This is a genomic window from Streptomyces sp. NPDC059696 (genome assembly GCF_042733745.1).
Lineage (GTDB): Bacteria > Actinomycetota > Actinomycetes > Streptomycetales > Streptomycetaceae > Streptomyces.
In genome coordinates, this window is sequence record NZ_JBHWFG010000026.1 from 32836 (window position 1) to 55189 (window position 22354).

At 70.4% G+C, this 22354-nt stretch carries 21 protein-coding genes and 1 riboswitch; of the genes, 9 read left to right on the forward strand and 12 right to left on the reverse strand.

What is annotated here, in order from left to right:
- Positions 1-27: 27 nt before the first annotated feature.
- A complete protein-coding gene (locus tag ACFV20_RS25950) occupies positions 28-1308 on the reverse strand; it encodes an extracellular solute-binding protein (RefSeq protein ID WP_385660169.1) in 1281 nt (426 codons plus the stop codon).
- 314 nt (positions 1309-1622) lie between these two features.
- On the opposite strand from ACFV20_RS25950, the gene ACFV20_RS25955 reads away from it, so the two are divergent.
- From ACFV20_RS25955 to ACFV20_RS25980, 6 genes are all read left to right on the forward strand, one after another.
- Complete coding sequence (locus ACFV20_RS25955; RefSeq protein WP_385660171.1) at positions 1623-2387, forward strand: GntR family transcriptional regulator; 765 nt, start codon at positions 1623-1625, stop codon at positions 2385-2387.
- A gap of 142 nt (positions 2388-2529) precedes the next feature.
- On the forward strand, positions 2530-2796 hold the full coding sequence (locus ACFV20_RS25960) for a DUF3311 domain-containing protein (RefSeq protein ID WP_351636429.1): 267 nt from the start codon (positions 2530-2532) through the stop codon (positions 2794-2796).
- Positions 2793-4421 (forward strand): monocarboxylate uptake permease MctP, encoded by a 1629-nt coding sequence (mctP, locus tag ACFV20_RS25965; RefSeq protein WP_385660174.1) that lies wholly within the window; start codon positions 2793-2795, stop codon positions 4419-4421. The genes ACFV20_RS25960 and mctP overlap by 4 nt, the downstream gene beginning before the upstream one ends.
- Positions 4422-4541: 120 nt before the next feature.
- Positions 4542-5048, forward strand: coding sequence for a GNAT family N-acetyltransferase (locus tag ACFV20_RS25970; RefSeq protein WP_385660176.1), 507 nt, complete (start codon positions 4542-4544; stop codon positions 5046-5048).
- 35 nt (positions 5049-5083) lie between these two features.
- Positions 5084-5257, forward strand: a riboswitch (cobalamin riboswitch).
- 124 nt (positions 5258-5381) lie between these two features.
- Positions 5382-7730: a ribonucleoside-diphosphate reductase subunit alpha gene (locus ACFV20_RS25975; RefSeq protein ID WP_385660178.1), complete on the forward strand. Its 2349-nt coding sequence runs from the start codon at positions 5382-5384 to the stop codon at positions 7728-7730.
- On the forward strand, positions 7730-8737 hold the full coding sequence (locus tag ACFV20_RS25980; RefSeq protein ID WP_385660180.1) for a ribonucleotide-diphosphate reductase subunit beta: 1008 nt from the start codon (positions 7730-7732) through the stop codon (positions 8735-8737). Before ACFV20_RS25975 ends, ACFV20_RS25980 begins: the two co-directional genes overlap by 1 nt.
- Here the strand turns inward: ACFV20_RS25980 and ACFV20_RS25985 are convergent.
- Positions 8650-8892, reverse strand: coding sequence for a hypothetical protein (locus tag ACFV20_RS25985; RefSeq protein ID WP_199825691.1), 243 nt, complete (start codon positions 8890-8892; stop codon positions 8650-8652). The genes ACFV20_RS25980 and ACFV20_RS25985 overlap by 88 nt on opposite strands.
- A 93-nt stretch (positions 8893-8985) precedes the next feature.
- Between ACFV20_RS25985 and ACFV20_RS25990 the strand changes: the two genes are divergently transcribed.
- Entirely contained in the window at positions 8986-9948 is a 963-nt protein-coding gene (locus ACFV20_RS25990; protein ID WP_385660183.1) for a GlxA family transcriptional regulator, read from the forward strand.
- 12 nt (positions 9949-9960) lie between these two features.
- On the opposite strand, the gene ACFV20_RS25995 is transcribed toward ACFV20_RS25990, so the two are convergent.
- The 10 genes from ACFV20_RS25995 to ACFV20_RS26040 all read right to left on the reverse strand — a co-directional run bounded on the left by ACFV20_RS25995 (position 9961) and on the right by ACFV20_RS26040 (position 20093).
- Positions 9961-11331: a cytochrome P450 gene (locus tag ACFV20_RS25995; RefSeq protein WP_385660185.1), complete on the reverse strand. Its 1371-nt coding sequence runs from the start codon at positions 11329-11331 to the stop codon at positions 9961-9963.
- Positions 11328-12413, reverse strand: coding sequence for an epi-isozizaene synthase (gene cyc1 / locus ACFV20_RS26000; protein WP_385660187.1), 1086 nt, complete (start codon positions 12411-12413; stop codon positions 11328-11330). Before cyc1 ends, ACFV20_RS25995 begins: the two co-directional genes overlap by 4 nt.
- Before the next feature lie 336 nt (positions 12414-12749).
- Positions 12750-13400, reverse strand: coding sequence for a peptide deformylase (gene def / locus ACFV20_RS26005; protein ID WP_234849272.1), 651 nt, complete (start codon positions 13398-13400; stop codon positions 12750-12752).
- A gap of 138 nt (positions 13401-13538) precedes the next feature.
- Positions 13539-14519, reverse strand: coding sequence for a hypothetical protein (locus ACFV20_RS26010; protein ID WP_344459154.1), 981 nt, complete (start codon positions 14517-14519; stop codon positions 13539-13541).
- A gap of 117 nt (positions 14520-14636) precedes the next feature.
- A complete protein-coding gene (locus ACFV20_RS26015; protein WP_385660190.1) occupies positions 14637-15881 on the reverse strand; it encodes an HD domain-containing protein in 1245 nt (414 codons plus the stop codon).
- Positions 15878-17215: an HD-GYP domain-containing protein gene (locus ACFV20_RS26020; RefSeq protein ID WP_385660192.1), complete on the reverse strand. Its 1338-nt coding sequence runs from the start codon at positions 17213-17215 to the stop codon at positions 15878-15880. The genes ACFV20_RS26015 and ACFV20_RS26020 overlap by 4 nt, the downstream gene beginning before the upstream one ends.
- A 153-nt stretch (positions 17216-17368) precedes the next feature.
- The gene (rsrA, locus tag ACFV20_RS26025; RefSeq protein ID WP_234849268.1) at positions 17369-17680 is read right to left on the reverse strand and encodes a mycothiol system anti-sigma-R factor; all 312 of its coding nucleotides are present in this window, start codon (positions 17678-17680) and stop codon (positions 17369-17371) included.
- Positions 17677-18363: an RNA polymerase sigma factor SigR gene (gene sigR / locus ACFV20_RS26030; RefSeq protein WP_221755890.1), complete on the reverse strand. Its 687-nt coding sequence runs from the start codon at positions 18361-18363 to the stop codon at positions 17677-17679. The genes rsrA and sigR overlap by 4 nt, the downstream gene beginning before the upstream one ends.
- Positions 18364-18619: 256 nt before the next feature.
- Complete coding sequence (locus ACFV20_RS26035) at positions 18620-19276, reverse strand: alpha/beta family hydrolase (protein WP_385660195.1); 657 nt, start codon at positions 19274-19276, stop codon at positions 18620-18622.
- 1 nt (position 19277) lies between these two features.
- The gene (locus tag ACFV20_RS26040) at positions 19278-20093 is read right to left on the reverse strand and encodes an SOS response-associated peptidase (RefSeq protein WP_385660197.1); all 816 of its coding nucleotides are present in this window, start codon (positions 20091-20093) and stop codon (positions 19278-19280) included.
- 104 nt (positions 20094-20197) lie between these two features.
- On the opposite strand from ACFV20_RS26040, the gene ACFV20_RS26045 reads away from it, so the two are divergent.
- Positions 20198-20920 carry a M50 family metallopeptidase gene (locus tag ACFV20_RS26045; RefSeq protein ID WP_385660199.1) on the forward strand — a complete coding sequence of 241 codons (723 nt, stop codon included), beginning with the start codon at positions 20198-20200 and terminating at the stop codon, positions 20918-20920.
- Between the two features lie 107 nt (positions 20921-21027).
- Positions 21028-22344, forward strand: a complete 1317-nt coding sequence (gene aroA / locus ACFV20_RS26050) for a 3-phosphoshikimate 1-carboxyvinyltransferase (protein ID WP_385660201.1) — start codon at positions 21028-21030, stop codon at positions 22342-22344.
- Positions 22345-22354 lie beyond the last annotated feature (10 nt).

Below are 22354 nucleotides of genomic sequence, written 5' to 3' on the forward strand. Positions count from 1 at the left end.
CCGCAGGCCGGGAGCCCCGCGCTCAGGTCACTTGGTGTTGATGACCTTGTCGATCGCGGCGTCCGCGTCCTTGGCGGCGGCCTCGACGGACTTCTTGCCGGTGCCGATGCTCTGCAGCATGGTCTGCAGGATCTGGGCCTTCTCGACCTGGCCCCAGCCGGGTGCCATCGGGACGAACCAGCTGGACTCGGCCGCGGTGGCGGGGACCGCCGTCTTCGGGTCGTTCTTGAGCGTCGCGAGGTCGGTCTTGTTGTTGGGCAGGTTGCCCTTGGCCATCAGGCCCTTCTGCCCGGAGGAGCCGGTGAACGCGTTGATCCACTCGGCGGCCAGGGCCTGCGCGTCGGACTTCACGGGCACGGCGAGGTCGCTGCCGCCCAGGAAGACGGGCATGTTCTTGCCGGACGGGCCGGGCATCACGAAGTTCTCGAGGTTGCCCTTGAGCTTGCCGGTCTTGTCGTTCTTCGGGTCCTCGGCGGTGGCGCCCTCCCAGGCGGCCGCGAAGATCATGGCGGACTTGCCCTGGCCGTAGACGATGTAGCGGTCGGACTCGTCCTTGGTCTTGTCGCCGTGCATGTAGGAGTCGACGACCTTCTTGAACTCCTTCAGGCCCTTGAGGGACTCGGGCGAGGAGAGGGACGCCTTCCACTGGCCGCCCGACTCGGTGGCGATGGCGCCGCCGGCGTCGTAGACGAAGGACATGGCCGCGTACCAGTCGCGGGTGGGCTGGTACCAGGCGTTGAACTTGTCGCCCTGCTTCTTCTGGATCTTGTCCAGGGCGGCGGTGAGGTCCTTGTACGTCTTCGGCGTCTCCTTCACCCCGGCGGACGCCGCGACGTCCTTGCGCCAGTTGGCGACGCGACCGCCGGCGTAGTACGGGACGCCGTAGGTCTTGCCCTGGTAGGTGACGGAGGCCTTGAGGCCGTCCAGCCAGGCGTCCGAGTTGTCGAACTCGGACGCGTCGAGGGGGGCGAAGGCGCCCTTGACCATGTAGCCGAGCATCTCGGTGTTGCCCATCTCGACCACGTCGGGGGCCTTGTCGGTGGCGAGGACGGCGTCGAGCTTGGCGTTCTTGTCGGGCCAGCCGTAGTACTCGTGGTTGATCTTGACGCCGGGGTGCGTCTTCTTCACGGCGGCGTCGGCGGCCTTCACCAGCCCGGGCCAGTTGTTCTGGGCGTCGACGGTGAGCCAGACGGTCAGCTCCTTGGCGTCCGCGCCCTTGTCCGAGCCCCCGTCGCCCTCGCCCCCGCATGCCGCGATGGAGACCATCATGCCCGCGATACCGATCGCGGCTGTCAGCTTGCGCTTCACGCCACCCTCCTCAGGGATCCCACAACCCCCCTGGCTCCCCGCAGTGAACGTGGGGCCGGGCCTGGACCAATGGTGTAGACCAGTACCGAGGAGCTTGGACCGGACCAGAGGGCCTGTCAAGGGGCCCGATAAAGCTCTGACCAGCCGTTATGCGACCTACATATGCAGGAACCTTTAAGTAAGAAGCCAGCGAAAACCCGAAGGGAACGAGGCATACTGCGGGTAGACCACAGGGAATGGTGGACTAGACCAAAAGAGGCGCCGACGGTATACAAGTGGGATCGTGTCGGCAGACCGGGCCGGGAAGGCGGAGCATGAGCACCGACGTCAGCAGTGCGGAGAACGAGAACGGGGTGCCCGTCCGTACCGCGCGCGTGCCCAAGTACTACCGGCTGAAGAAGCACCTGCTCGACATGACCGAGACCCAGGCGCCGGGCACGCCGGTCCCGCCCGAGCGCACGCTGGCGGCGGAGTTCGACACCTCCCGCACCACCGTGCGCCAGGCGCTGCAGGAGCTGGTCGTCGAGGGCCGGCTGGAGCGCATCCAGGGCAAGGGCACGTTCGTCGCCAAGCCGAAGGTCTCGCAGGCGCTGCAACTGACCTCGTACACCGAGGACATGCGCGCCCAGGGCCTCGAACCCACCTCGCAGCTGCTGGACATCGGCTACATCACCGCCGACGACCGGCTGGCCGGGCTGCTCGACATCACGCCCGGCGGACGCGTGCTGCGCATCGAGCGGCTGCGCATGGCCAACGGCGAGCCGATGGCCATCGAGACCACCCACCTCAGCGCGAAGCGCTTCCCCGCCCTGCGCCGGTCCCTGGTGAAGTACACGTCCCTCTACACGGCGCTGGCCGAGGTCTACGACGTCCATCTCGCGGAGGCCGAGGAGACCATCGAGACGTCCCTGGCCACCCCGCGCGAGGCCGGTCTGCTCGGCACGGACGTCGGGCTGCCGATGCTGATGCTCTCCCGGCACTCGCTGGACCGGGACGGCCAGCCGGTGGAGTGGGTGCGGTCGGTCTACCGGGGCGACCGGTACAAGTTCGTGGCGCGGCTGAAGCGGCCCGCCGAGTAGCCGGCCGGGCGGCGCTCCGTCCCTGCTGGCGCCGGGTTTCGGTTGGGTACCGCATTGCGGACGAGGGGTTCCGCTCCCGCCTCCCCCTGACCTAGATTGCCTGCGCATTGCACAGGTGATCACCAAGGGATGGAGCCGCCTGATGTCGCAAGCGCCTGAAGCAAGCAGAGGGCCGGTGGTGACGCCCGTGCGCGTCGTCATCGCCGTGTGCCTCGTCGCGCCGTTCGTGGCCATGCTGTGGGTCGGTTCGTACGCCAAGACCGACCCGGCCTTCATCGGTATCCCGTTCTTCTACTGGTACCAGATGGCGTGGGTGCTCATCTCCACCGCTCTGACGATGATCGCCTACAAGCTGTGGCAGCGTGACCAGCGCGCCCGCTCGGCCGCGAAGGGCGGTGCGTCGCAGTGAAGGACGGCGTGAACGGCGTCGCACTCGCCGTCTTCATCTTCTTCTTCGTGGCCGTGACGGCCATGGGCTTCCTGGCCGCGCGCTGGCGCAAGGCCGAGAACGAACACAGCCTGGACGAATGGGGCCTGGGCGGGCGCTCGTTCGGCACCTGGATCACCTGGTTCCTGCTCGGCGGCGACCTGTACACGGCGTACACCTTCGTCGCCGTGCCGGCGGCGATCTACGCGGCGGGCGCGGCCGGCTTCTTCGCCGTGCCGTACACGATCCTGGTGTACCCGCTGATCTTCACCTTCCTGCCGCGCCTGTGGTCGGTGTCCCACAAGCACGGGTACGTCACGACGTCCGACTTCGTGCGCGGCCGCTTCGGCTCGAAGGGCCTGTCGCTGGCGGTGGCCGTGACGGGCATCCTGGCGACGATGCCGTACATCGCGCTCCAACTGGTCGGCATCCAGGCCGTGCTGGACGTGATGGGTGTCGGCGGCGGCGAGAACACCAACTGGTTCGTCAAGGACCTGCCGCTGCTGATCGCGTTCGGCGTGCTCGCGGCGTACACGTACTCGTCGGGTCTGCGGGCCCCCGCGCTCATCGCGTTCGTGAAGGACACGCTGATCTACATCGTCATCGCGGTGGCGATCATCTACATCCCGATCAAACTGGGCGGCTTCGACGACATCTTCGCCAAGGCCGGCGACGCGTTCAGCCAGACCAATCCGGCGACCGGCGCGCCACGCGGGGCCCTGGCACCGGCCGAGCCGGGCCAGTGGACGTACGCCACGCTGGCGTTGGGCTCCGCCCTCGCCCTGTTCATGTACCCGCACTCGATCACGGCGACGTTGTCCTCGAAGAGCCGTGAGGTGATCCGCCGCAACACCACGATCCTGCCGCTGTACTCGCTGATGCTGGGTCTGCTGGCGCTGCTCGGCTTCATGGCGATCGCGGCCGGCATCAAGGTGCAGAACGGTCAGCTGGCGATCCCGCAGCTGTTCGAGACGATGTTCCCGGACTGGTTCGCGGGCGTGGCGTTCGCGGCGATCGGCATCGGCGCGCTGGTGCCGGCGGCCATCATGTCCATCGCGGCCGCGAACCTCTTCACCCGCAACATCTACAAGGACTTCATCAAGCCGGACGCCACCCCGGCGCAGGAGACCAAGGTCTCCAAGCTGGTCTCCCTGCTGGTGAAGGTCGGCGCCCTGGCGTTCGTCCTCACCATGGACAAGACGGTCGCCATCAACTTCCAGCTGCTGGGCGGCATCTGGATCCTGCAGACCTTCCCGGCGCTGGTCGGCGGCCTGTTCACCCGCTGGTTCCACCGCTGGGCCCTGCTCGCGGGCTGGGCGGTCGGCATGGTCTACGGCACGGTCGCGGCGTACGGCGTGGCCTCCCCGACGCAGAAGCACTTCGGCGGCTCCGCGAAGGAGATCCCGGGCATCGGGGAGATCGGTTACATCGGCCTCACGGCGTTCGTCCTGAACGTGGTGGTGACGGTGGTCCTGACCTTCGTCCTGAAGGCCCTGAAGGCTCCCGACGGCATCGACGAGACCAAGCCGGAGGACTACACGGCGGACGCGGGCGACCCGGGGGTCCAGGTGGAACTCCCGCCTGCGACGGCGGGGACGAGCCATTGAGCGCGGCCTGAGCGGGCCGCGCTCAGGGGCGCGGGGAACTGCGCGAACAACCACACCACACCCGCAGCGGGCCGCCGACCTGACACACATCGGCGGCCCGCTGTCGTGCACACTCGCGCCATGGACCTCCTGATCCGCCGTGCGCATCCCACCGAATACGACGAACTCGGCACCATCACCGCCCAGGCCTACCTTCAGGACGGCCTCCTCGACTTCGGCGAGGGCGACGCGTACCTGGGCGTACTGAGGGACGTCGCCGGACGAGCCGGCGCCGCGGACGTCCTGGCGGCTCTGAAGGACGGCCGCGTGCTCGGCGGCGTCACCTTCGTGCCGTCCGGCGGGCCCATGGCCGACATAGCCGGCCCCGGAGAGGCCGAGATCCGCATGCTCGCCGTCGCGCACGCGGCCCGCGGACAGGGAGTCGGCGAGGCCCTCGTGCGCTCCTGCGTCGAGCGGGCACGGGCCACCCCGGGCTGCCGGAGCGTCGTGCTGTCGACCCAGCCCACCATGCACGCGGCCCACCGCATCTACGGACGGCTGGGCTTCACGCGTACCCCCGATCGTGACTGGAACCCCCTCCCGGAGCTGACGGACATCACTCTTCTCACCTATGAGTTGACGCTCTGAAACCAGCACGACACAACATCTGGGGGTGCCGTTCGAACCCGGCACAAGATGTATGCTCGTGCTCGCTGTCGCCGCAGGGGAATCCGGTGCGAATCCGGAACTGTCCCGCAACGGTGTACTTGTGCATGTCTGTTCCCGGAACCGCCCGTTCCTGGGGCCGTCGTGCACAGGGGTCAGTCCGAGGACCTGCCGACAGCGCACCCGGCCACCCGGCCGGTGTGCCCTGACGTCCGGGCCTCGTGGAGTGGGCCGGTGGACGCGACGCCGCAGTGCGCTCGCGTGCTGCCCCCTGCCCTCGACGAGGCCCCCGTGCCGAGCGAGGGAGAGCCCCACGTGACCATCGCGCCAGCCGAACCGGTCTCAGCCGAAGAGGAGCACGACGCTCCCGGTGCCGCGCTGCTGCGGACCCTGAGCGAGCTGACCGCCGACCTCCCCGACGCCGACCCCGGCCGGGTCGCCGCCGCCGCGCTGCGCGGCCGGTCCGCCGCCGCGGACGAGGCGGAGTTGCGGGAACTGGCGACGGAGGCAGCGGCCGGTCTGATCTCCGAGGACCCCGCCTACTCCCGGCTGGCCGCCCGGCTGCTGACCATCGGCATCCGCGAGGAGGCCGCCTCGCAGGGCGTCACGTCCTTCACCGAGTCCGTCGCGGTCGGCCACCGCGAGGGGCTCATCGCCGACCGCACCGCCGAGTTCGTGCGCGTCCACGCCGCCCGCCTCGACGCGCTGATCGACCGTGCGGCCGACGACCGCTTCGGCTACTTCGGCCTGCGCACCCTGCACAGCCGCTATCTGCTGCGCCACCCGCACACCCGCAAGGTCGTCGAGACGCCCCAGCACTTCATGCTGCGGGTGGCGTGCGGTCTCGCCGAGGACGACACCGTACGCGCGGTGGACGAGGTCGCGGCTCTCTACGGGCTCATGAGCCGCCTCGACTACCTCCCCTCCTCCCCCACGCTCTTCAACTCCGGCACCCGGCACCCCCAGATGTCGTCCTGCTACCTCCTGGACTCCCCGCAGGACGAGCTGGACTCCATCTACGACCGGTATCACCAGGTGGCGCGGCTGTCGAAGCACGCCGGCGGCATCGGCATCGCCTACTCCCGGATCCGCGCCCGCGGTTCACTGATCCGCGGCACCAACGGGCACTCCAACGGCATCGTCCCGTTCCTCAAGACCCTGGACGCCTCGGTCGCCGCCGTGAACCAGGGCGGCCGGCGCAAGGGTGCCGCCGCGGTCTACCTGGAGACCTGGCACGCCGACATCGAGGAGTTCCTGGAGCTGCGCGACAACACCGGCGAGGACGCCCGCCGTACGCACAACCTGAACCTCGCGCACTGGGTGCCGGACGAGTTCATGCGGCGCGTGAACGCGGACGCGCCGTGGTCGTTGTTCTCCCCCTCCGACGTGCCGGAGCTGGTCGACCTGTGGGGCGAGGAGTTCGACGCCGCGTACCGGGCGGCCGAGGCGAAGGGCCTCGCGAAGAAGACCCTGCCCGCGCGTGAGCTGTACGGCCGCATGATGCGCACCCTCGCGCAGACCGGCAACGGCTGGATGACCTTCAAGGACGCCGCCAACCGCACCGCCAACCAGACGGCCGAGCCCGGACACGTCGTGCACTCCTCCAACCTCTGCACGGAGATCCTGGAGGTCACCGACGACGGCGAGACGGCGGTCTGCAACCTGGGCTCGGTGAACCTCGGCGCGTTCGTGACCGGCGGGGACATCGACTGGGAGCGCCTGGACGAGACCGTCCGCACGGCCGTGACGTTCCTCGACCGGGTCGTGGACATCAACTTCTACCCGACCGAGCAGGCGGGCCGCTCCAACGCCCGCTGGCGTCCGGTCGGCCTCGGCGCGATGGGCCTCCAGGACGTCTTCTTCAAGCTGCGCCTGCCCTTCGACTCGCCCGAGGCCAAGGCCCTGTCCACCCGTATCGCCGAGCGGATCATGCTCGCCGCGTACGAGGCCTCCGCCGACCTCGCCGAGCGCAACGGCCCGCTGCCGGCCTGGGAGAAGACCCGCACGGCCCGGGGCGTGCTGCACCCGGACCACTACGACGCGGAGCTGACCTGGCCGGAGCGCTGGGCGGCGCTGCGCGAGCGCGTCGCCACGACCGGCATGCGCAACTCGCTGCTGCTGGCCATCGCGCCCACGGCCACCATCGCCTCCATCGCGGGCGTGTACGAGTGCATCGAGCCGCAGGTGTCCAACCTGTTCAAGCGCGAGACGCTGTCGGGCGAGTTCCTCCAGGTCAACTCCTACCTGGTGGACGAGCTGAAGCGGCTCGGCGTGTGGGACGCCCGCACCCGGGAGGCCCTGCGCGAGGCCAGCGGCTCGGTGCAGGGCTTCGCCTGGATCCCCGAGGACGTGCGCGCCCTCTACCGCACGGCGTGGGAGATCCCGCAGCGCGGCCTGATCGACATGGCGGCGGCCAGGACGCCGTTCCTGGACCAGTCCCAGTCCCTGAACCTGTTCCTGGAGACACCGACCATCGGCAAGCTCTCCTCGATGTACGCCTACGCCTGGAAGTCCGGGCTGAAGACGACGTACTACCTGCGCTCGCGCCCGGCGACCCGCATCGCCCGAGCCGCCCGGGCCACCGTGCCCGTGCAGGCCACCCCCGACCCGGAAGCGGTCGCCTGCTCCCTGGAAAACCCCGAGTCCTGCGAGGCCTGCCAGTAATGACCACCCAGAACCTTCTCGACCCCGGCTTCGAACTCACCCTGCGCCCCATGCGCTACCCCGACTTCTACGAGCGCTACCGGGACGCCATCAAGAACACCTGGACCGTGGAGGAGGTCGACCTCCACTCGGACGTCGCCGACCTCGCCAAGCTCTCCCCCGCGGAGCAGCACCTCATCGGCCGGCTGGTCGCCTTCTTCGCGACGGGCGACTCGATCGTCGCGAACAACCTGGTGCTGACGCTGTACAAGCACATCAACTCCCCCGAGGCGCGGCTGTACCTGAGCCGTCAGCTCTTCGAGGAGGCGGTGCACGTGCAGTTCTATCTGACGCTGCTCGACACCTATCTCCCCGACCCGGAGGACCGGGCGGCGGCCTTCGCGGCCGTGGAGAACATCCCGTCCATCCGCGAGAAGGCCGGGTTCTGCTTCAAGTGGATCAACGAGGTCGAGAAGCTGGAGCGCCTGGAGTCCCAGGCGGACCGCCGCCGCTTCCTGCTCAACCTGATCTGCTTCGCCGCGTGCATCGAGGGCCTGTTCTTCTACGGGGCCTTCGCGTACGTCTACTGGTTCCGCAGCCGGGGCCTGCTGCACGGCCTGGCCACCGGCACCAACTGGGTGTTCCGCGACGAGACGATGCACATGTCCTTCGCCTTCGACGTGGTCGACACCGTCCGCAAGGAGGAGCCGGAGCTCTTCGACGACCGGCTCCAGCAGGAGGTGACGGACATGCTCCGGGAGGCCGTCGAGGCCGAGCTGCAGTTCGCGCGCGACCTGTGCGGTGACGGCCTGCCGGGTATGAACACCGAGTCGATGCGGCAGTACCTGGAGTGCGTGGCGGATCAGCGGCTGACCCGCCTCGGCTTCGCTCCGGTGTACGGCTCCGAGAACCCCTTCTCCTTCATGGAGCTCCAGGGGGTTCAGGAGCTGACCAACTTCTTCGAGCGGCGTCCCTCGGCGTACCAGGTGGCGGTGGAGGGCACCGTCGACCTGGACGAGGACTTCTGAGCCGGCACCTCCTCGCGGGCCTCCTGAGCCTCCCGGATCTGACGGTCGATGCGCCTCTCGCGCACCAGGCCGATCACGGACGGGAGGATCAGGAGGACCAGGATCCCGAAGGTGGCGGTCAGTCCGATCAGTGCTTCTACCTGGTTGCTGTTCATGGACACCACTGTCGCGCTGATGACTCCTTACCGTCAGTGGCAGGACTGCCGTAGACCCTCGAATTACTGCCAACGGCGAGGCACACTGGACGCATGCTGCAGAACGTGGCCGTCGCCCTGCTCGACGGCGTGAATCCCTTCGAACTGGGTGTGGTGTGCGAGGTTTTCGGCACCGACCGCAGCGACGAGGGCCTGCCGGTGTACGACTTCGCCGTCGCCTCGGCCGAGGGCCCGGTGCTGCGGATGAACTCGGGTTTCTCGCTCCACGCCGAGCACGGCCTGGAGCGGCTGGAGTCGGCCGATCTGATCGCCGTGCCGGCCGGGCACAGCTACGCCTCCCGGGACTTCCCGCCGGAGCTGCTGGACGCCCTGCGGCGCGCGGTCGACCGTGGCGCCCGGGTGCTCAGCGTCTGCTCCGGCGTCTTCGTGCTGGCCGCGGCCGGGCTGCTGGACGGCCGCCGCTGTGCCACGCACTGGAAGCACGCCGCGGACCTCGCCCGTCTGTACCCGCGCGTGGTCGTCGAGCCGGACGTGCTCTACGTCGACGAGGACCCCGTGATCACCTCCGCCGGCACGGCCGCCGGCATCGACGCCTGCCTGCACCTGGTGCGCAAGGAGCAGGGCACCGAGGTCGCCAACAAGATCGCCCGGCGGATGGTGGTGCCCCCGCACCGGGACGGCGGCCAGGCCCAGTACATCGAGCGCCCGCTGCCGCTCCCGGAGGCCGACACGATCGGTGAGGTGCTGGCGTGGATGGAACGGCACCTGGACGAGGAGGTCACGGTCGAGCAGCTGGCCGCCCGCGCCCTCATGTCCCCGCGGACCTTCGCCCGCCGCTTCCAGCAGGAGACGGGTACGACTCCCTACCGCTGGGTGCTGCGCCAGCGCGTGCTGCTGGCCCAGCGGCTGCTGGAGGCGACGGACGAGACCATGGACGCGATCGCCGGCCGGACGGGGTTCGGCAACGCGGCCACGCTGCGCCACCACTTCGTCCGGGCGATCGGGACCACCCCGAACGCCTACCGGCGGACGTTCAGGGGCCCGGAAGCGGCCTGAGGGGCATGCCGGTCACCGCGCCACCGGCCGCACCCGCAGGTCGTGCGGCCGGAGCGTGATCCCCACCCGCGTGGCGTCCTTCGACCCCGCGACCTGCTCGAAGCGGTACGCGGTGGCCAGGGCCGCCGTGATCAGCGTCAGCATGGCCATCGAGAAGTGGTCGCTGGGACACTTGCGGTTGCCCACGCTGAAGGGGCTCATGGCGTGCTTCGGGACGTTCTTGACCCGCTCCGGAAGCCAGCGGTCCGGGTCGAACTCCAGGTTCCGCTCGTACGACCTCGGGTCGCGCTGGATCGCGTAAGGGCTGTAGATGATGTCCGCCCCGGACGGAATGCGGTATCCACCGAGTTCCGTGTCCCGTACCGCCCGGCGCGTCAGAATCCAGACGGCTGGGCTCAAACGCATGGACTCGACGACGACATTGTTGGTGTGCCTGAGTCCTCGGACGTCTGCGAATGCCACCGGCTTCCCACCGGTGACCGCCTGCACTTCGTCGCGCACCCGGTCGGCGTGTTCGGGGTGCTCCGCGAGCATATGCAGCAGCCACATGATCGTGGAGGCGATGGTTTCGCTGCCGGGGGTGAGGATCGCGACGACCTGATCGTGGATCTCCTGTTCCCCGATCGGTTCGCCATTGTCGTCCTTCGCCTCGAGCAATGCCGTCAGCAAATCGTCCGGCTTTTGACCGGATGCCCGGCGCTCGGCGACGATCTCGTCGACCAGGAGATGCAAATCGGCCAAGGCCCGGTTGAATTTCCGGTTGGCCGGGACCGGCAGGTTGTAGAGCGGTCCGAGCGGGACCACCATCCGCCGGTACATTCCCCGGAAGACGGTGGTGAGGGCGAGGGACAGCCGTTCCGCACGCTCGTCCATGAAGTCGCCGCGCAGCAGGCAGCGGGCCGCGACGCGCACGGCCACCCGGAAGGACTCCGACGTGCAGTCGATCGTCTCGCCGGGCTTCCAGCGCTCTACGAGCGCGTGGGCCTCCTCCTCCATGATCGGGCCGTAGGCGGGGATGGCGTCGAGCCGGAAGGCGGGCTGGATGGTGCGCCGCTGGCGCCGGTGCAGCGGACCGTTCGCCGTGGCCACGCCCTCCTTGCCGAGCAGGCCCTCCAGGGACTCCCACAGCGGCCCGGCGATGATGAAGTCGTTGCTCAGCGCCACGGCGCCGGTCAGGGCGGGGGTGGTGACCGCGTACACCGTCTTCGGGCCGAGCGCCAGCCGCACGACGTCGCCGTGCTCGCGCAGCCGGGACATGAACGCCAGCGGGTCGCGTGCCAGCTTCCAGCCGTGCCCGAGGACCGGGACGGCACCGCCCGCCCGGGGCGGTTCCCGCAGCTCCACGGCCGGCGGGGTTTCGGGCTTCACAGACTCGACGGTCATTTCTCACCTGCCGCTTCGTTGTTGACGTACGGGGGCGTGGACCGGTCGTCCCAGCTGTCGACCATGTACCGGCCGGACTCGTGATGGAACCAGTAGACGGAACTGAACCAGTTCCGCATATTGCCCAGGCAGCTCCGCACGGCGGCGCTCAGTTCCTTTCCCCTTACGGTGCCGTCGGCGAGGCCGTCGGCGAATCGTATGGCCTCCTGTTCGACGTCGAGGAAATCGGTGATGGTTTTCTCGACACGGCGCCGGACTTCCACGACAGCCTGTTCCAGGGTCAGCCCCTCGTGGGTGATGAGACTGATTCCGAGATTGTGCACCTCGTCGCCCGCTATCTCCTTGGGGAGCGAGCACAGATCGTTGTACCAGGCGGCGAACTCCTGACTGAGCAGGGCGGCCCGCCGAAATGCGCTGTGTTTCCGCACGGCGTCGGGGAGTTCACAGCCGGCGGCCGGTTCCAGCAGGTCCGTCCATATCCAGTGCGCGAACGTGAGCCGCCGCAGCCGAAGATATTCGTCGACCGTCGGGACGATTCCCTGGGTGCGATTGTGGAACTCCCGGTCGTACGCGTCGATCACCGCGTGGAAGTGCCGGGCGAACCGGAGGTTCCACGTCTGGGACAGGAACGCGTACAACCGCTGCACACTGTCCGCGAACCCGGCGACCAGTGGGTCCTCGTGGTGCAGGTGCTCCCCGGGGGAGTCGAGGGCCGAATGCAGCCGGTCCCGCAGCAGCCGCCAGGCCGCGGGGCGGCCGTGCACGATGTCGCGGTCGTGACGGTCGTCCCAGACGAAGAACCAGGCGCTGTAATCGGCGATCGCCTGCATGACCTCGTCCGGGGCGCCGATGTAGTACCCGGCCATGAGGTCGGTGTAGCAAAGGCCGTCGGCATATTCCTCCACCTTGTCCGCCGGCATGAGCCGCTTTTCGAGCAGCCAGGCCCGGGTCTTCTCCTGGCACTTCGGCCAATACGGGTGGAGCCGACGGGGAAACGCCGCCTCGATCACCGGGAGAGAGAGCGACGGTGGAACTGCGATCGTGACCGGTGTCCATGTGGTGCCGTGTGACAAAGCATGCACGAACTAACCCCTCTCAGCCGCCAGTTGGCGCGGGCGCCCCTCCCTTCGTGCCGGGCGTGCGCCGTTGCATACCCCGCTCATCCCATTCAGCACTACAACTGACCGTTCTGGGAACGCATTTGCTTCATTCACCACCCCACACTGCCGGGAATCTCCCGTTGTGTGACTTCCTGTGGATCACCAGGAGAGCAGAAGCGATCGAACATGCGACGGACAGACGAACGACACAGACGAACGACACAGACGAACCGCACAGACGAACCGCACAGACGAACGGCGCCTGTCCTGGGTGGGACACCCGAACAGACGCCGTGCGCGTGGTGAGGCGGAGGAAGGTCAGTCGTTGGCCACGACCGGGTAGCGGGGCTCGTTCTCGGCCATCTGCCGCAGCGCGTCCTTGCGCTCGCGCTTGGAGAGCCGGTCGATGTACAGGTAGCCGTACAGGTGGTCCGTCTCGTGCTGCAAACACCGAGCGAAGTACCCGGTGCCGCGCACCTTGATCGGGTTGCCCTTCTCGTCCTGCCCGGTCACCTCGGCGTAGTCGGGCCGGGCGAGCGGCGCGTACGCGGTGGGCACCGACAGGCAGCCCTCGTTGCTGTCGTCCAGGCGGCGCTTCTCGGCGGGCAGTTCGACGAGCTTGGGGTTGCAGACGACGCCGGTGTGCCGGACGCCCTCGTCGTCCGGGCAGTCGTAGACGAAGACCTTCGCGTCGACGCCGATCTGGTTGGCGGCGAGGCCCACGCCCTCGGCGGTGCGCTGGCTGGCGAACATGTCCGCGACGAGCTGCTGGAACTCCTCGCCGAAGTCGGTGACGTCCTTGCACTCCTTGTGCAGCACCGGGTTCCCGACGACGGTGATCGGCCGCGAGGTGCCGCGCTCCCGCCAGGCCGCCTCGCGCTCCTCGCAGTCCTCCGTGTCGATCACGTACCCCTCGTCATCGACGGGGAGCACGCCCGCACGCTGCTGATCGGTGTCCTGCTGAGCCATGACGTCGTGTACGCCTTCCTGAAACTGACCGGGCTGAGATCCTGATACAGATTACGCCGGACTCGGACGCCCCTTCTTCTCTTGGGGGCGCGGGGAACTGCGCGATCAACCCCCACGGCGCCGCACCCGTCGGACGACCTAGCAGACCTCTTCCAAATCCCGCCAGTCACGAGAATCCGGGCTGTCGGCGACCCACCCGTCCAAAAGCCCCCGGACCAGCGCAGCCGGCGCAGCCAACCCGCACTCCCGCTCGGGAACCCACAGCTGCCCGTCCGTCCGGTGCCCCAGCGGCCCGGGATGCCCCGGCTCACTGTGATCGTGCGGGTCGAGATGCTCCCCGTCGCCCTCGTCCGACGGCATCCGCGACTCCGAGCACATCCGGCACAGCAACCGCACCGAGGAGGACCAGTCCTCCGCCGCGAACCCGGCGTCCGCCGCCAGCTGCTCCAGCGCGTCCCGGTCCGACTCGGTCGCCGCCTCCAGCAGCACCACCCAGGTCGGCACCGGCGAGGGCGCCCACAGCTCGATCTCGTCGAACACCGGGTAGGTGTGCCCGGCGGCCGTGGTCCGCTCCCCGTGCGGCACACCGTCGTGCAGGACGACCTCGCCCCAGCGCCGCCCCGACGACGGCAGCGGAATGGACAGCACCTCGATCCGCGCGGGATCCAGCCGCCGCCCCCACACGACCTCGGCCTCCCCCTCCGGGGACAGCCGTACGGCCGCACTGCCGAGGTCCATGCCGAGGGGCTCACCGGAGTCGTTGGCCGCTCCCGGCACCCGCAGCCCGTAGGCCTGCCAGGCGCGCCGGGCCAGCGGCCAGTCCTGGAGCGCGGTGGCGGCGATGCCGACGTTCCACCAGTCGGGCGCGCCGGTGTCCCGGTCGAGCAGCGCCACGGCCCGCAGGCCCGCCGCCCGCGCCTGCTCCCAGTCGTGCCGGAACTTGTGCAGCAGCGCGAGATTGAACCAGGACTCGGAAAGCCAGGGCTCCAGATCGGCGGCACGTGTCAACAGTGCGCCTGCGTCCTCGTACCGGCCGTCGCCGATGAGGGTGAACGCCCGGTCCGTGGCCTGCCGCCAGGAGGCGGAGGGCCGGTGCCGTCCCTTGCCGAAGATCCTCACGATTCCCGCCTGCCAGTTCCGTGCGGTGGGCTGGCCGTAGCTGTGTTTCGAGCCCCCGGACACCTTCTCCTTCGCATCCAACCACGTACGGCCTCGGGGGCGCTCATTACCCATGGGTTACCCAGCCACGGGCAGCGTCAGACTGCTCCTTGCCAGTACCCGGGCCAGTGATTCCACCACCTCCGGGGCGTACGTCCCGGCGGTGGCGAGCCGGAGTTCCTCCAGCGCCGTCAGCGGCCCGCCGGGCCCTCCTTCCCTGGACTTCTCCTCGTACGCGTTCACGGCCCGGACGATTCGCGCGGCGAGCGGCTGCTCGGGGTAGGGGTCGGCCTGCCGCTCCACGACCACGGCCACCGCCTCGTCGACGCCCGTCTGCCGTACGACGGCCCCGCCGAGCAGGGCGATCCGTCGCTGCTCCGCTGCCGGCAGGGCCGCGGTGGCGCCCGCGGGCACCGGGTCGACGAGGCTGAGCTGCCCGATGTCGTGCATCAGCGCGGCGTACTCCAGCACGGCCAGTTCGGGCCCGGTCAGCCCCAGGTCCCGCCCTACCGCCGTGCTGAGCGCGGCGACCCGCCGGGCGTGGCCGTTGGGGGTGTAGCCGGCGACCTCGGTGGCGCGGGCGAGGGAGGCGATGGTCTGCCGGTAGGTGGACCGGACGGCGGCGTACCGGCGGAACGACATCTGGGCGAGCAGCAGCGGAACGGAGAAGACGGGCAGCGCCCACAGGCCCACGACGGCGACCGCGAGGGCCATCACGGCCCCGGTGGCGATGACGGCGGACCCGATGCCGCACACGGCCCGGAGTTCGTCGCGCAGCACCGGCCCGAAGGGCCAGCCGGTGCGGGTGTGGGCGAGGGCGGCGGCGAGCACCGCGTCACACAGCGCGGTCAGCGACAGCAGCGCGAGCAGCAGCAGGGCGTAGGCGGGTCCGCCCCAGTCGTCGAACATGCCCCGGTTGTAGGGGGGCTGGAAGCAGACGGCGACGCATCCGACGGTGAGCACGCGGCGGGCCAGGTGGTCGAGCGTGGGCCCCTGTCCGCGTGCGATGTGCGGGACGCTGCCGAGCAGCGAGGCGGCCAGCACCACGGAGACGGCCTGGGCGGGCCCGTGGTGGGTGGCGTGCCCGCCGGCCTCTCCGAGCAGGGCGTACGACAGGGCCGCCGCGGCCCCGAGCGGTGCCGGTTCCCTGATCCGGGCGCCGTTGCGCCGGGTGAGTTCGCCGACGGCGACGAGGACGCCGAAGGCGAGGGCGACCCGGCGTTCCTCGAGGCCGCGGTCGAGGGTGGCGGCCAGGGATCCGGCGGCGAAGAGGGCGGCGCAGGCGTGGACGAGGGTGAGCAGCGAGGGGCGGCCCGCGCTCATCGGTGTGCTCCCGGGCGGCCGGCGAGGGGCGCGCCGGGCGGCGGCACGCGCGTCGGGCGGGTCTCCTCGTCGTCGGCGGTCACCGCGGGGTGCCATCCCGTCCGCCCGACGGCCTCGACGAGCGCGGCGACCATCACCGGGTCGAAGTGGCTGCCCGCGCACCGCTCCAATTCGGCCAGGGCGACGGCGACGGGCCGGGCTCTGCTGTAGCTGCGGGTGGAGGTCATGGCGTCGAAGGCGTCCGCGACCGCCACGACCCGTGCGGACTCGGGGATCTGACGGCCCACCAGGCCGTAGGGGTAGCCGCTGCCGTCCAGCCGCTCGTGGTGGTGCAGCACGGCGGCCCGGGCCTCGCCGAGGAAGCCGATGCCGCGCACCATCTCGTGCCCGTACTCCGGGTGCAGCTCGATCACCCGCCGCTCCTCGGGCGTCAGCGGCCCGTCCTTGCGGAGCAGCCGGGTGGGCACGCCCAGCTTGCCGACGTCGTGCAGAATCCCGGCGAAGCGGAGCACCTCGACGCGCTCGTCGGCCATGCCCAGCTCGCGGGCGATCATCATCGAGGCCTGTCCGACGCGCTCGCTGTGGCCTCGGGTGTATCCGTCCTTGATGTCGACGGCCTGCACCAGGGCCCGGATGGTCGCCTGGTGGGCGGCGCGCTCCCGGTGGTACTGGGCGAACGCCCACCACGAGACGCACATGGGCAGCAGCACGAGCAATGCGGCGACGGGCCCGTAGGGACTGCGCCACAGGACGGCCATCATCAGTCCGGCGAGACCGTGCACGGCGATCGGCGCGAGCGAGCGCTCCACCAGTCCCCGCCAGGCCCGGCGTACCGGCACCCGTTCCGCCACGGCCAGGATCCCGCCGTCGAGCAGCGCGAGCACCAGGCAGAACGCCAGCACCGCCGCTCCGGCGGGCCCGAGCGCGTAGGGAACGTCGCCCGCGGCGACCGCGTCCCGCCCGCCGAGCAGCCGGTGCACCTCGGCCGCGGCCCACACCGCGAGGACGAGCTGCGCGGTCCGCCAGAGGCGCCGCAGCGCCACGGGCCGTCGGGCGACGTGCGAGAGCAGCGCGCCGGGCACGGCCACCAGCGCGGCGGCGTGCGCCGGCAGGAGGAAGGCACCGGCGAGCAGGACGGGGTAGAAGGTCCCGGCCGGGTGGGAGATGCCGGTGAACCGGGACCGGGCGACGCGCTCGCATCCCGCGTACAGCACGGCGAGCAGCGCGACCGCCCACCAGGGGGCGCGGGGGCCCGGCTGCGGCAGCAGACAGAGCAGTGCGGCCGTGGCGGCACAGGCGATGAAGACACGTGCCCGTGCCGGTACCGCTTCCATGAGCCCCTCCCCCGGCCATGTCCGTCAGGCCCGGAGCCTAGGGCGGCGGCAGGGGGTTCCGTGGGTCGATGACCCACGGATTAGCACGTTCGAGTGACGTGTGCGAGGGCGACTACCCGTGCGGAGGTGGGGTAGTTGAAAGGTGCAGGAGTGTCAGGACTCCCGCGGCGTGGCGGGCGAGGCCGTGACGTCCTGCTCGGGGACGGCCTGGCCGGAGCGGATCAGCTCGATCCGGCCCATGACCTTGTCCCGCAGGTCGCCCGGCACGTCGTCGTGCCCGCAGCAGCGCTTGACGAGCTTCTTCACGGCCTGCTCCAGGCCGTACTTCTCGAGGCAGGGCGAGCACTCCTCGAAGTGGTGCTCGAACTTCACGCAGTCCGAGTCGGGCATCTCACGGTCGAGGAACTCGTAGAGATGATCGAGGATTTCGCTGCAATCCGTCTCGTGCGGCTCTCCGCAGCTCATGACCCCGAGCCTTTCGCTTCGTTCGACTCTCCGGCACCGGCCGGCACCATCCCGCGGTCACGGGCGTAGTCCTCCAGCATGCCGCGCAGCTGACGACGGCCCCGGTGCAGCCGGGACATCACCGTACCGATGGGTGTCCCCATGATGTCGGCGATCTCCTTGTAGGCAAACCCCTCGACGTCCGCGAGATAGACCGCGATGCGGAACTCCTCGGGGATCGCCTGGAGCGCGGCCTTCACGTCCGAGTCGGGCAGGTGGTCGAGCGCCTGCGACTCCGCTGAGCGCAGGCCCGTCGACATGTGCGACTCGGCGCGGGCGAGCTGCCAGTCCTCGATCTCCTCGGCCGCGGAGCGCTGGGGTTCGCGCTGCTTCTTGCGGTAGGAGTTGATGAAGGTGTTGGTGAGGATCCGGTACAGCCAGGCCTTGAGGTTGGTGCCCTCGCGGAACTGGTGGAAGGACGCGTACGCCTTGGCGTACGTCTCCTGCACCAGGTCCTCGGCGTCGGCCGGGTTGCGCGTCATGCGCAGTGCGGCCGAGTACATCTGGTCGAGGAACTCGAGCGCGTCCCGCTCGAAGCGCGCGCTGCGCTCCGCGGCCGTCTCCGCGCCCGTGCCGCCCTGGCCCTCGGGCTGCTCCGCCTGGCCGTTGTCGGTCCCTGCGTCGGTCCCAGTGACCGGACCCACCTCCTCGAGTGTTCTCGTGAGACCGAGACCGGTCTCACCCGAATCGGAGGATAGACGACGATCCGGTCCGCCCGCCGCCCGAATAGGGGCGGTCCTGGCCGCGTGCAGCACCGTCCAGTCCAGGTCGGCGCGGCTGCGGCGGGTCGGGCAGATGGTCGAACCCATGCGGCGGACTCCCTCTCCTACGACGTCGGTGCTGGTCTCCAGCACGTACGTCCCGCACAACAGTGACCGCCGCCCCGGCATTCCCGAAGCTTTACCCGAGTGACCCGGCCCACCCTACGACCGCGTCCGTGATGACCGCCACGGCCTCGTCCTGCGAGATCTCCGCACGTTTCGGCACGGCGAAGCCATGATCTGCGTACGGGACCTCCACGAGCCGGTACTCCCCGGCGGGGAACTCCCCGGGCTTCCCGAACGGGTCGTTGCCGCCCTGCACGACCAGGGTGGGCACCCCGGCGCCCAGCAGTTCGTCGGCGCGGGACTTCTCCGGCTTGCCCGGCGGGTGCAGCGGGAAGCTGAGCGCGAGCACGGCGTGCGCCCCCAGCTCGGTCGCGGTACGGCAGGCCACCCGGGCCCCGGCGCTGCGCCCGCCGGAGATCACCGGCAGCCCGGACTTCGCCAGCGCGGGCCAGACGCCGCGCCAGCCGGTGTCCAGCGTCTTCGGCGCGGGCGCGAGCTTCTTCCCGGCCACCCGCCAGGGCTGCTCCACCCGGGCGACGGTCACGCCGTGGGCGGGCAGCGCCTCGGCCAGGGCCTGCAGATCACGGGCCTCGATGCCGCCCCCGGCGCCATGGCTGACGGCGAGCACCAGCCGGGCCTTCTTGGCCGCGTGCCAGGTGATCCGGGCGGTCCCGGCGCCGGTCTCGACGGTCTCGGTGGTCGTGGCTGCCGTCTTCGTCACATGCGTCACGTCAGAAGAGTGTGCCCTCTTCGGGCCCCTCCAGCTCCTTCAGCAGCTCCGGCCCGTTGTTGCGCACGTTGCTTACGGCGGTGGCGACCGGGTAGGCCCGCATCAGCCCCTCGGGCGGCGGGGCGAGCAGCTCGCGCAGCTCGTCGGTGTCCGTGCGGGACGGGTCGAGCCAGGCGTCCCAGCGGTCGGGCGTCAGCATCAGCGGCATCCGGGGGTGGATCTCGGCGAGTGCCCGCGGCCCGTCGGCCGGGGACACCGCGAGCGGGCCTGTCTCCGCCTCCGTGGTGATGACCGAGCACGTCACCCACCAGGCCTGCGGATGGTCGTCGGGCAGGGTCTTGTCGCGCCAGAACTCGTACAGCCCGGCCATGGCGAAGACCGACCCGTCGGCCGGTGTCACGAAGTACGGCTGCTTGCGGGGCCGCTTCTTCTTGCCCTCGACCTCCAGCTCGCGCTCCTGGGTGCCGGTGACCCACTCGTAGTAGCCGTCGGCGGGCAGGATGCAGCGGCGGGAGGAGAAGGCGCGACGGTAGGACGGCTTCTCGTGGACGGTCTCCGCGCGGGCGTTGATCATCCGGGCGCCGCCCTCGGGGGTCTTCGACCAGGACGGGACCAGTCCCCACTTCAGGGTGCGCAGCTGCCGAACCGGGCGCGGGTCGCCGGCGTCTTTCAGGGGGCGGTCCAGGACGGCGTAGACCTCTTTGGTGGGCGCCACGTTGTAGTCGGGCGCGAGGGTCTCCTCGGGCTCCCACTTCTCGATCTCAAAGATTCCTGCGAGATCCTCTGGCCTACGACTCGCTGAATACCGTCCGCACATACGTGCCACACTGCCAGGCCCACCCGTCGCCCGACCACCACCCCCCGACGACGGCGCTACGCGCCGACCCCCATCGACTCGCCCAAAGGGAGCCGACGCCACCCATGGACAGCACCGCAACCGCCTCGCTCGCCTCCCTCTGGGACGAGGTCTCCGATACTCAGCCCGACCCCGATCTGTGGGTGGTGATCGCGACCCTGGGCGCCGCGCTCGCCGTGGTGCTCCCGCACGGCCTGTGGCGCATCTCCCGCAACGCCATCACCATCGCCCACGAGGGCGGTCACGGGCTCGTGGCCCTGCTCACGGGCCGCACCCTGACGGGCATACGCCTGCACTCGGACACCAGCGGCCTGACCGTCAGCCGCGGCAAGCCGCACGGCATCGGCATGATCCTCACTGCGGCCGCCGGGTACACCGCCCCGCCCCTGCTGGGTCTCGGCGGCGCGGCCCTGCTCGGCGCCGGCCGCATCACGCTGCTGCTGTGGCTGGCGACGGCCCTGCTGCTCGCCATGCTCGTGATGATCCGCAACGCCTACGGCGCCCTGACCATGCTCGTCACCGGCGGCCTGTTCGTGCTGGTGTCCTGGATGGCGGGTCCCCAGGTCCAGGCGGCCTTCGCGTACGTGGTGGTGTGGTTCCTGCTCATCGGCGGAGTGCGCCCGGCCTTCGAACTCCAGGCGAAGCGGGCCCGGGGCGGGGCCGGGGACTCGGACGCGGACCAGCTGTCGCGGCTGACGCACGTGCCGGCGGGGCTGTGGTTCTTCCTCTTCCACGCGGTGTCGCTGTGCTCGCTGATCGGCGGAGGGCGCTGGCTGCTCGGGCTGTGACCTGCCCGGAAGGGCGCGGAGCCGTGCCGGTCTGCGGCTCCGCCGTGGGGCGGGACCAGCCACGACGCAGCCGCACTCGAACCACTGCCTGCTTATAAAGTGGGGCCATGGCCCCGAACACCGCAGACACCGCCCTCTGGCCCGCCCCGCACGCGAGCGGAGCCGTCGACGCGACGGTCCACGTGCCCGGGTCCAAGTCGGTCACCAACCGTGCCCTGGTCCTCGCCTCCCTCGCCTCGGAACCGGGCTGGCTGCGCCGCCCCCTGCGCTCCCGCGACACCCTGCTGATGGCCGGCGCGCTGCGGGCGATGGGCATCGAGATCGAGGAGGGTGTGGGCCCCGACGGCACGGGCGAGGCCTGGCGGGTGCTCCCCACCGGGCTGCGCGGCCCGGCCACCGTCGACGTCGGCAACGCCGGCACGGTGATGCGGTTCCTGCCGCCGGTCGCCACCCTCGCCGACGGTCCCGTCCGCTTCGACGGCGACCCGCGTTCCTACGAGCGTCCCCTCGGCGGCGTCATCGACGCGCTGCGTCAGCTCGGCGCCCGGATCGACGACGACGGCCGCGGCGCCCTGCCGATGACCGTGCACGGCAGTGGTGCCCTGGACGGCGGCACGGTCACCGTCGACGCCTCCTCCTCGTCGCAGTTCGTCAGCGCCCTGCTGCTGTCCGGCCCGCGCTTCAACCAGGGCGTCGAGGTCCGCCACACCGGCGCGACGCTGCCCTCCATGCCGCACATCCGCATGACCGTCGACATGCTGCGCGCGGTCGGCGCCCAGGTGGACACGCCCGAGTCGGGCGGCGAGCCGAACGTCTGGCGGGTCTCGCCGGGCGCCCTGCTCGGCCGGGACCTGGTCGTCGAACCGGACCTGTCGAACGCCCAGCCGTTCCTGGCGGCCGCGCTGGTGACCGGCGGCAAGATCGTCGTCCCCGACTGGCCGGCCCGCACCACGCAGCCCGGTGACCGGCTGCGCGAGATCTTCACCGAGATGGGCGGCTCCTGCGAACTGACCGAGTACGGCCTGGTGTTCACCGGTTCCGGCTCGATCCACGGCATCGATGTCGACCTGGGCGAGGTCGGCGAGCTGACCCCGGGCATCGCGGCCGTCGCGGCCCTCGCGGACTCCCCGTCGACTCTGCGCGGCGTGGCCCATCTGCGGCTGCACGAGACGGACCGGCTGGCCGCGCTGACCAAGGAGATCAACGAACTCGGCGGCGACGTCACCGAGACCGCCGACGGCCTGCACATCCGCCCGCGCCGGCTGCACGGCGGGGTGTTCCACACCTACGACGACCACCGCATGGCCACGGCCGGCGCGATCATCGGGCTGGCGGTGGACGGCGTGCAGATCGAGAACGTGGCGACGACGGCCAAGACCCTGCCCGACTTCCCCGACCTGTGGACCGGGATGCTCGGGGCGTAGGACGCAGGGA

Excerpts from the sequence above, each read along its gene's own strand:
- ACFV20_RS25955 (WP_385660171.1), top strand. The coding sequence starts at position 1,623 with ATGAGCACCGACGTCAGCAGTGCGGAGAACGAGAACGGGGTGCCCGTC.
- ACFV20_RS25960 (WP_351636429.1), top strand. The coding sequence starts at position 2,530 with ATGTCGCAAGCGCCTGAAGCAAGCAGAGGGCCGGTGGTGACGCCCGTG.
- ACFV20_RS25970 (WP_385660176.1), top strand. The coding sequence starts at position 4,542 with ATGGACCTCCTGATCCGCCGTGCGCATCCCACCGAATACGACGAACTC.
- ACFV20_RS25980 (WP_385660180.1), top strand. The coding sequence starts at position 7,730 with ATGACCACCCAGAACCTTCTCGACCCCGGCTTCGAACTCACCCTGCGC.
- ACFV20_RS25985 (WP_199825691.1), bottom strand. The coding sequence starts at position 8,892 with ATGAACAGCAACCAGGTAGAAGCACTGATCGGACTGACCGCCACCTTC.
- ACFV20_RS25990 (WP_385660183.1), top strand. The coding sequence starts at position 8,986 with ATGCTGCAGAACGTGGCCGTCGCCCTGCTCGACGGCGTGAATCCCTTC.
- ACFV20_RS25995 (WP_385660185.1), bottom strand. The coding sequence starts at position 11,331 with ATGACCGTCGAGTCTGTGAAGCCCGAAACCCCGCCGGCCGTGGAGCTG.
- def (WP_234849272.1), bottom strand. The coding sequence starts at position 13,400 with ATGGCTCAGCAGGACACCGATCAGCAGCGTGCGGGCGTGCTCCCCGTC.
- ACFV20_RS26015 (WP_385660190.1), bottom strand. The coding sequence starts at position 15,881 with ATGAGCGCGGGCCGCCCCTCGCTGCTCACCCTCGTCCACGCCTGCGCC.
- ACFV20_RS26020 (WP_385660192.1), bottom strand. The coding sequence starts at position 17,215 with ATGGAAGCGGTACCGGCACGGGCACGTGTCTTCATCGCCTGTGCCGCC.
- rsrA (WP_234849268.1), bottom strand. The coding sequence starts at position 17,680 with ATGAGCTGCGGAGAGCCGCACGAGACGGATTGCAGCGAAATCCTCGAT.
- ACFV20_RS26040 (WP_385660197.1), bottom strand. The coding sequence starts at position 20,093 with ATGTGCGGACGGTATTCAGCGAGTCGTAGGCCAGAGGATCTCGCAGGA.
- ACFV20_RS26045 (WP_385660199.1), top strand. The coding sequence starts at position 20,198 with ATGGACAGCACCGCAACCGCCTCGCTCGCCTCCCTCTGGGACGAGGTC.
- aroA (WP_385660201.1), top strand. The coding sequence starts at position 21,028 with ATGGCCCCGAACACCGCAGACACCGCCCTCTGGCCCGCCCCGCACGCG.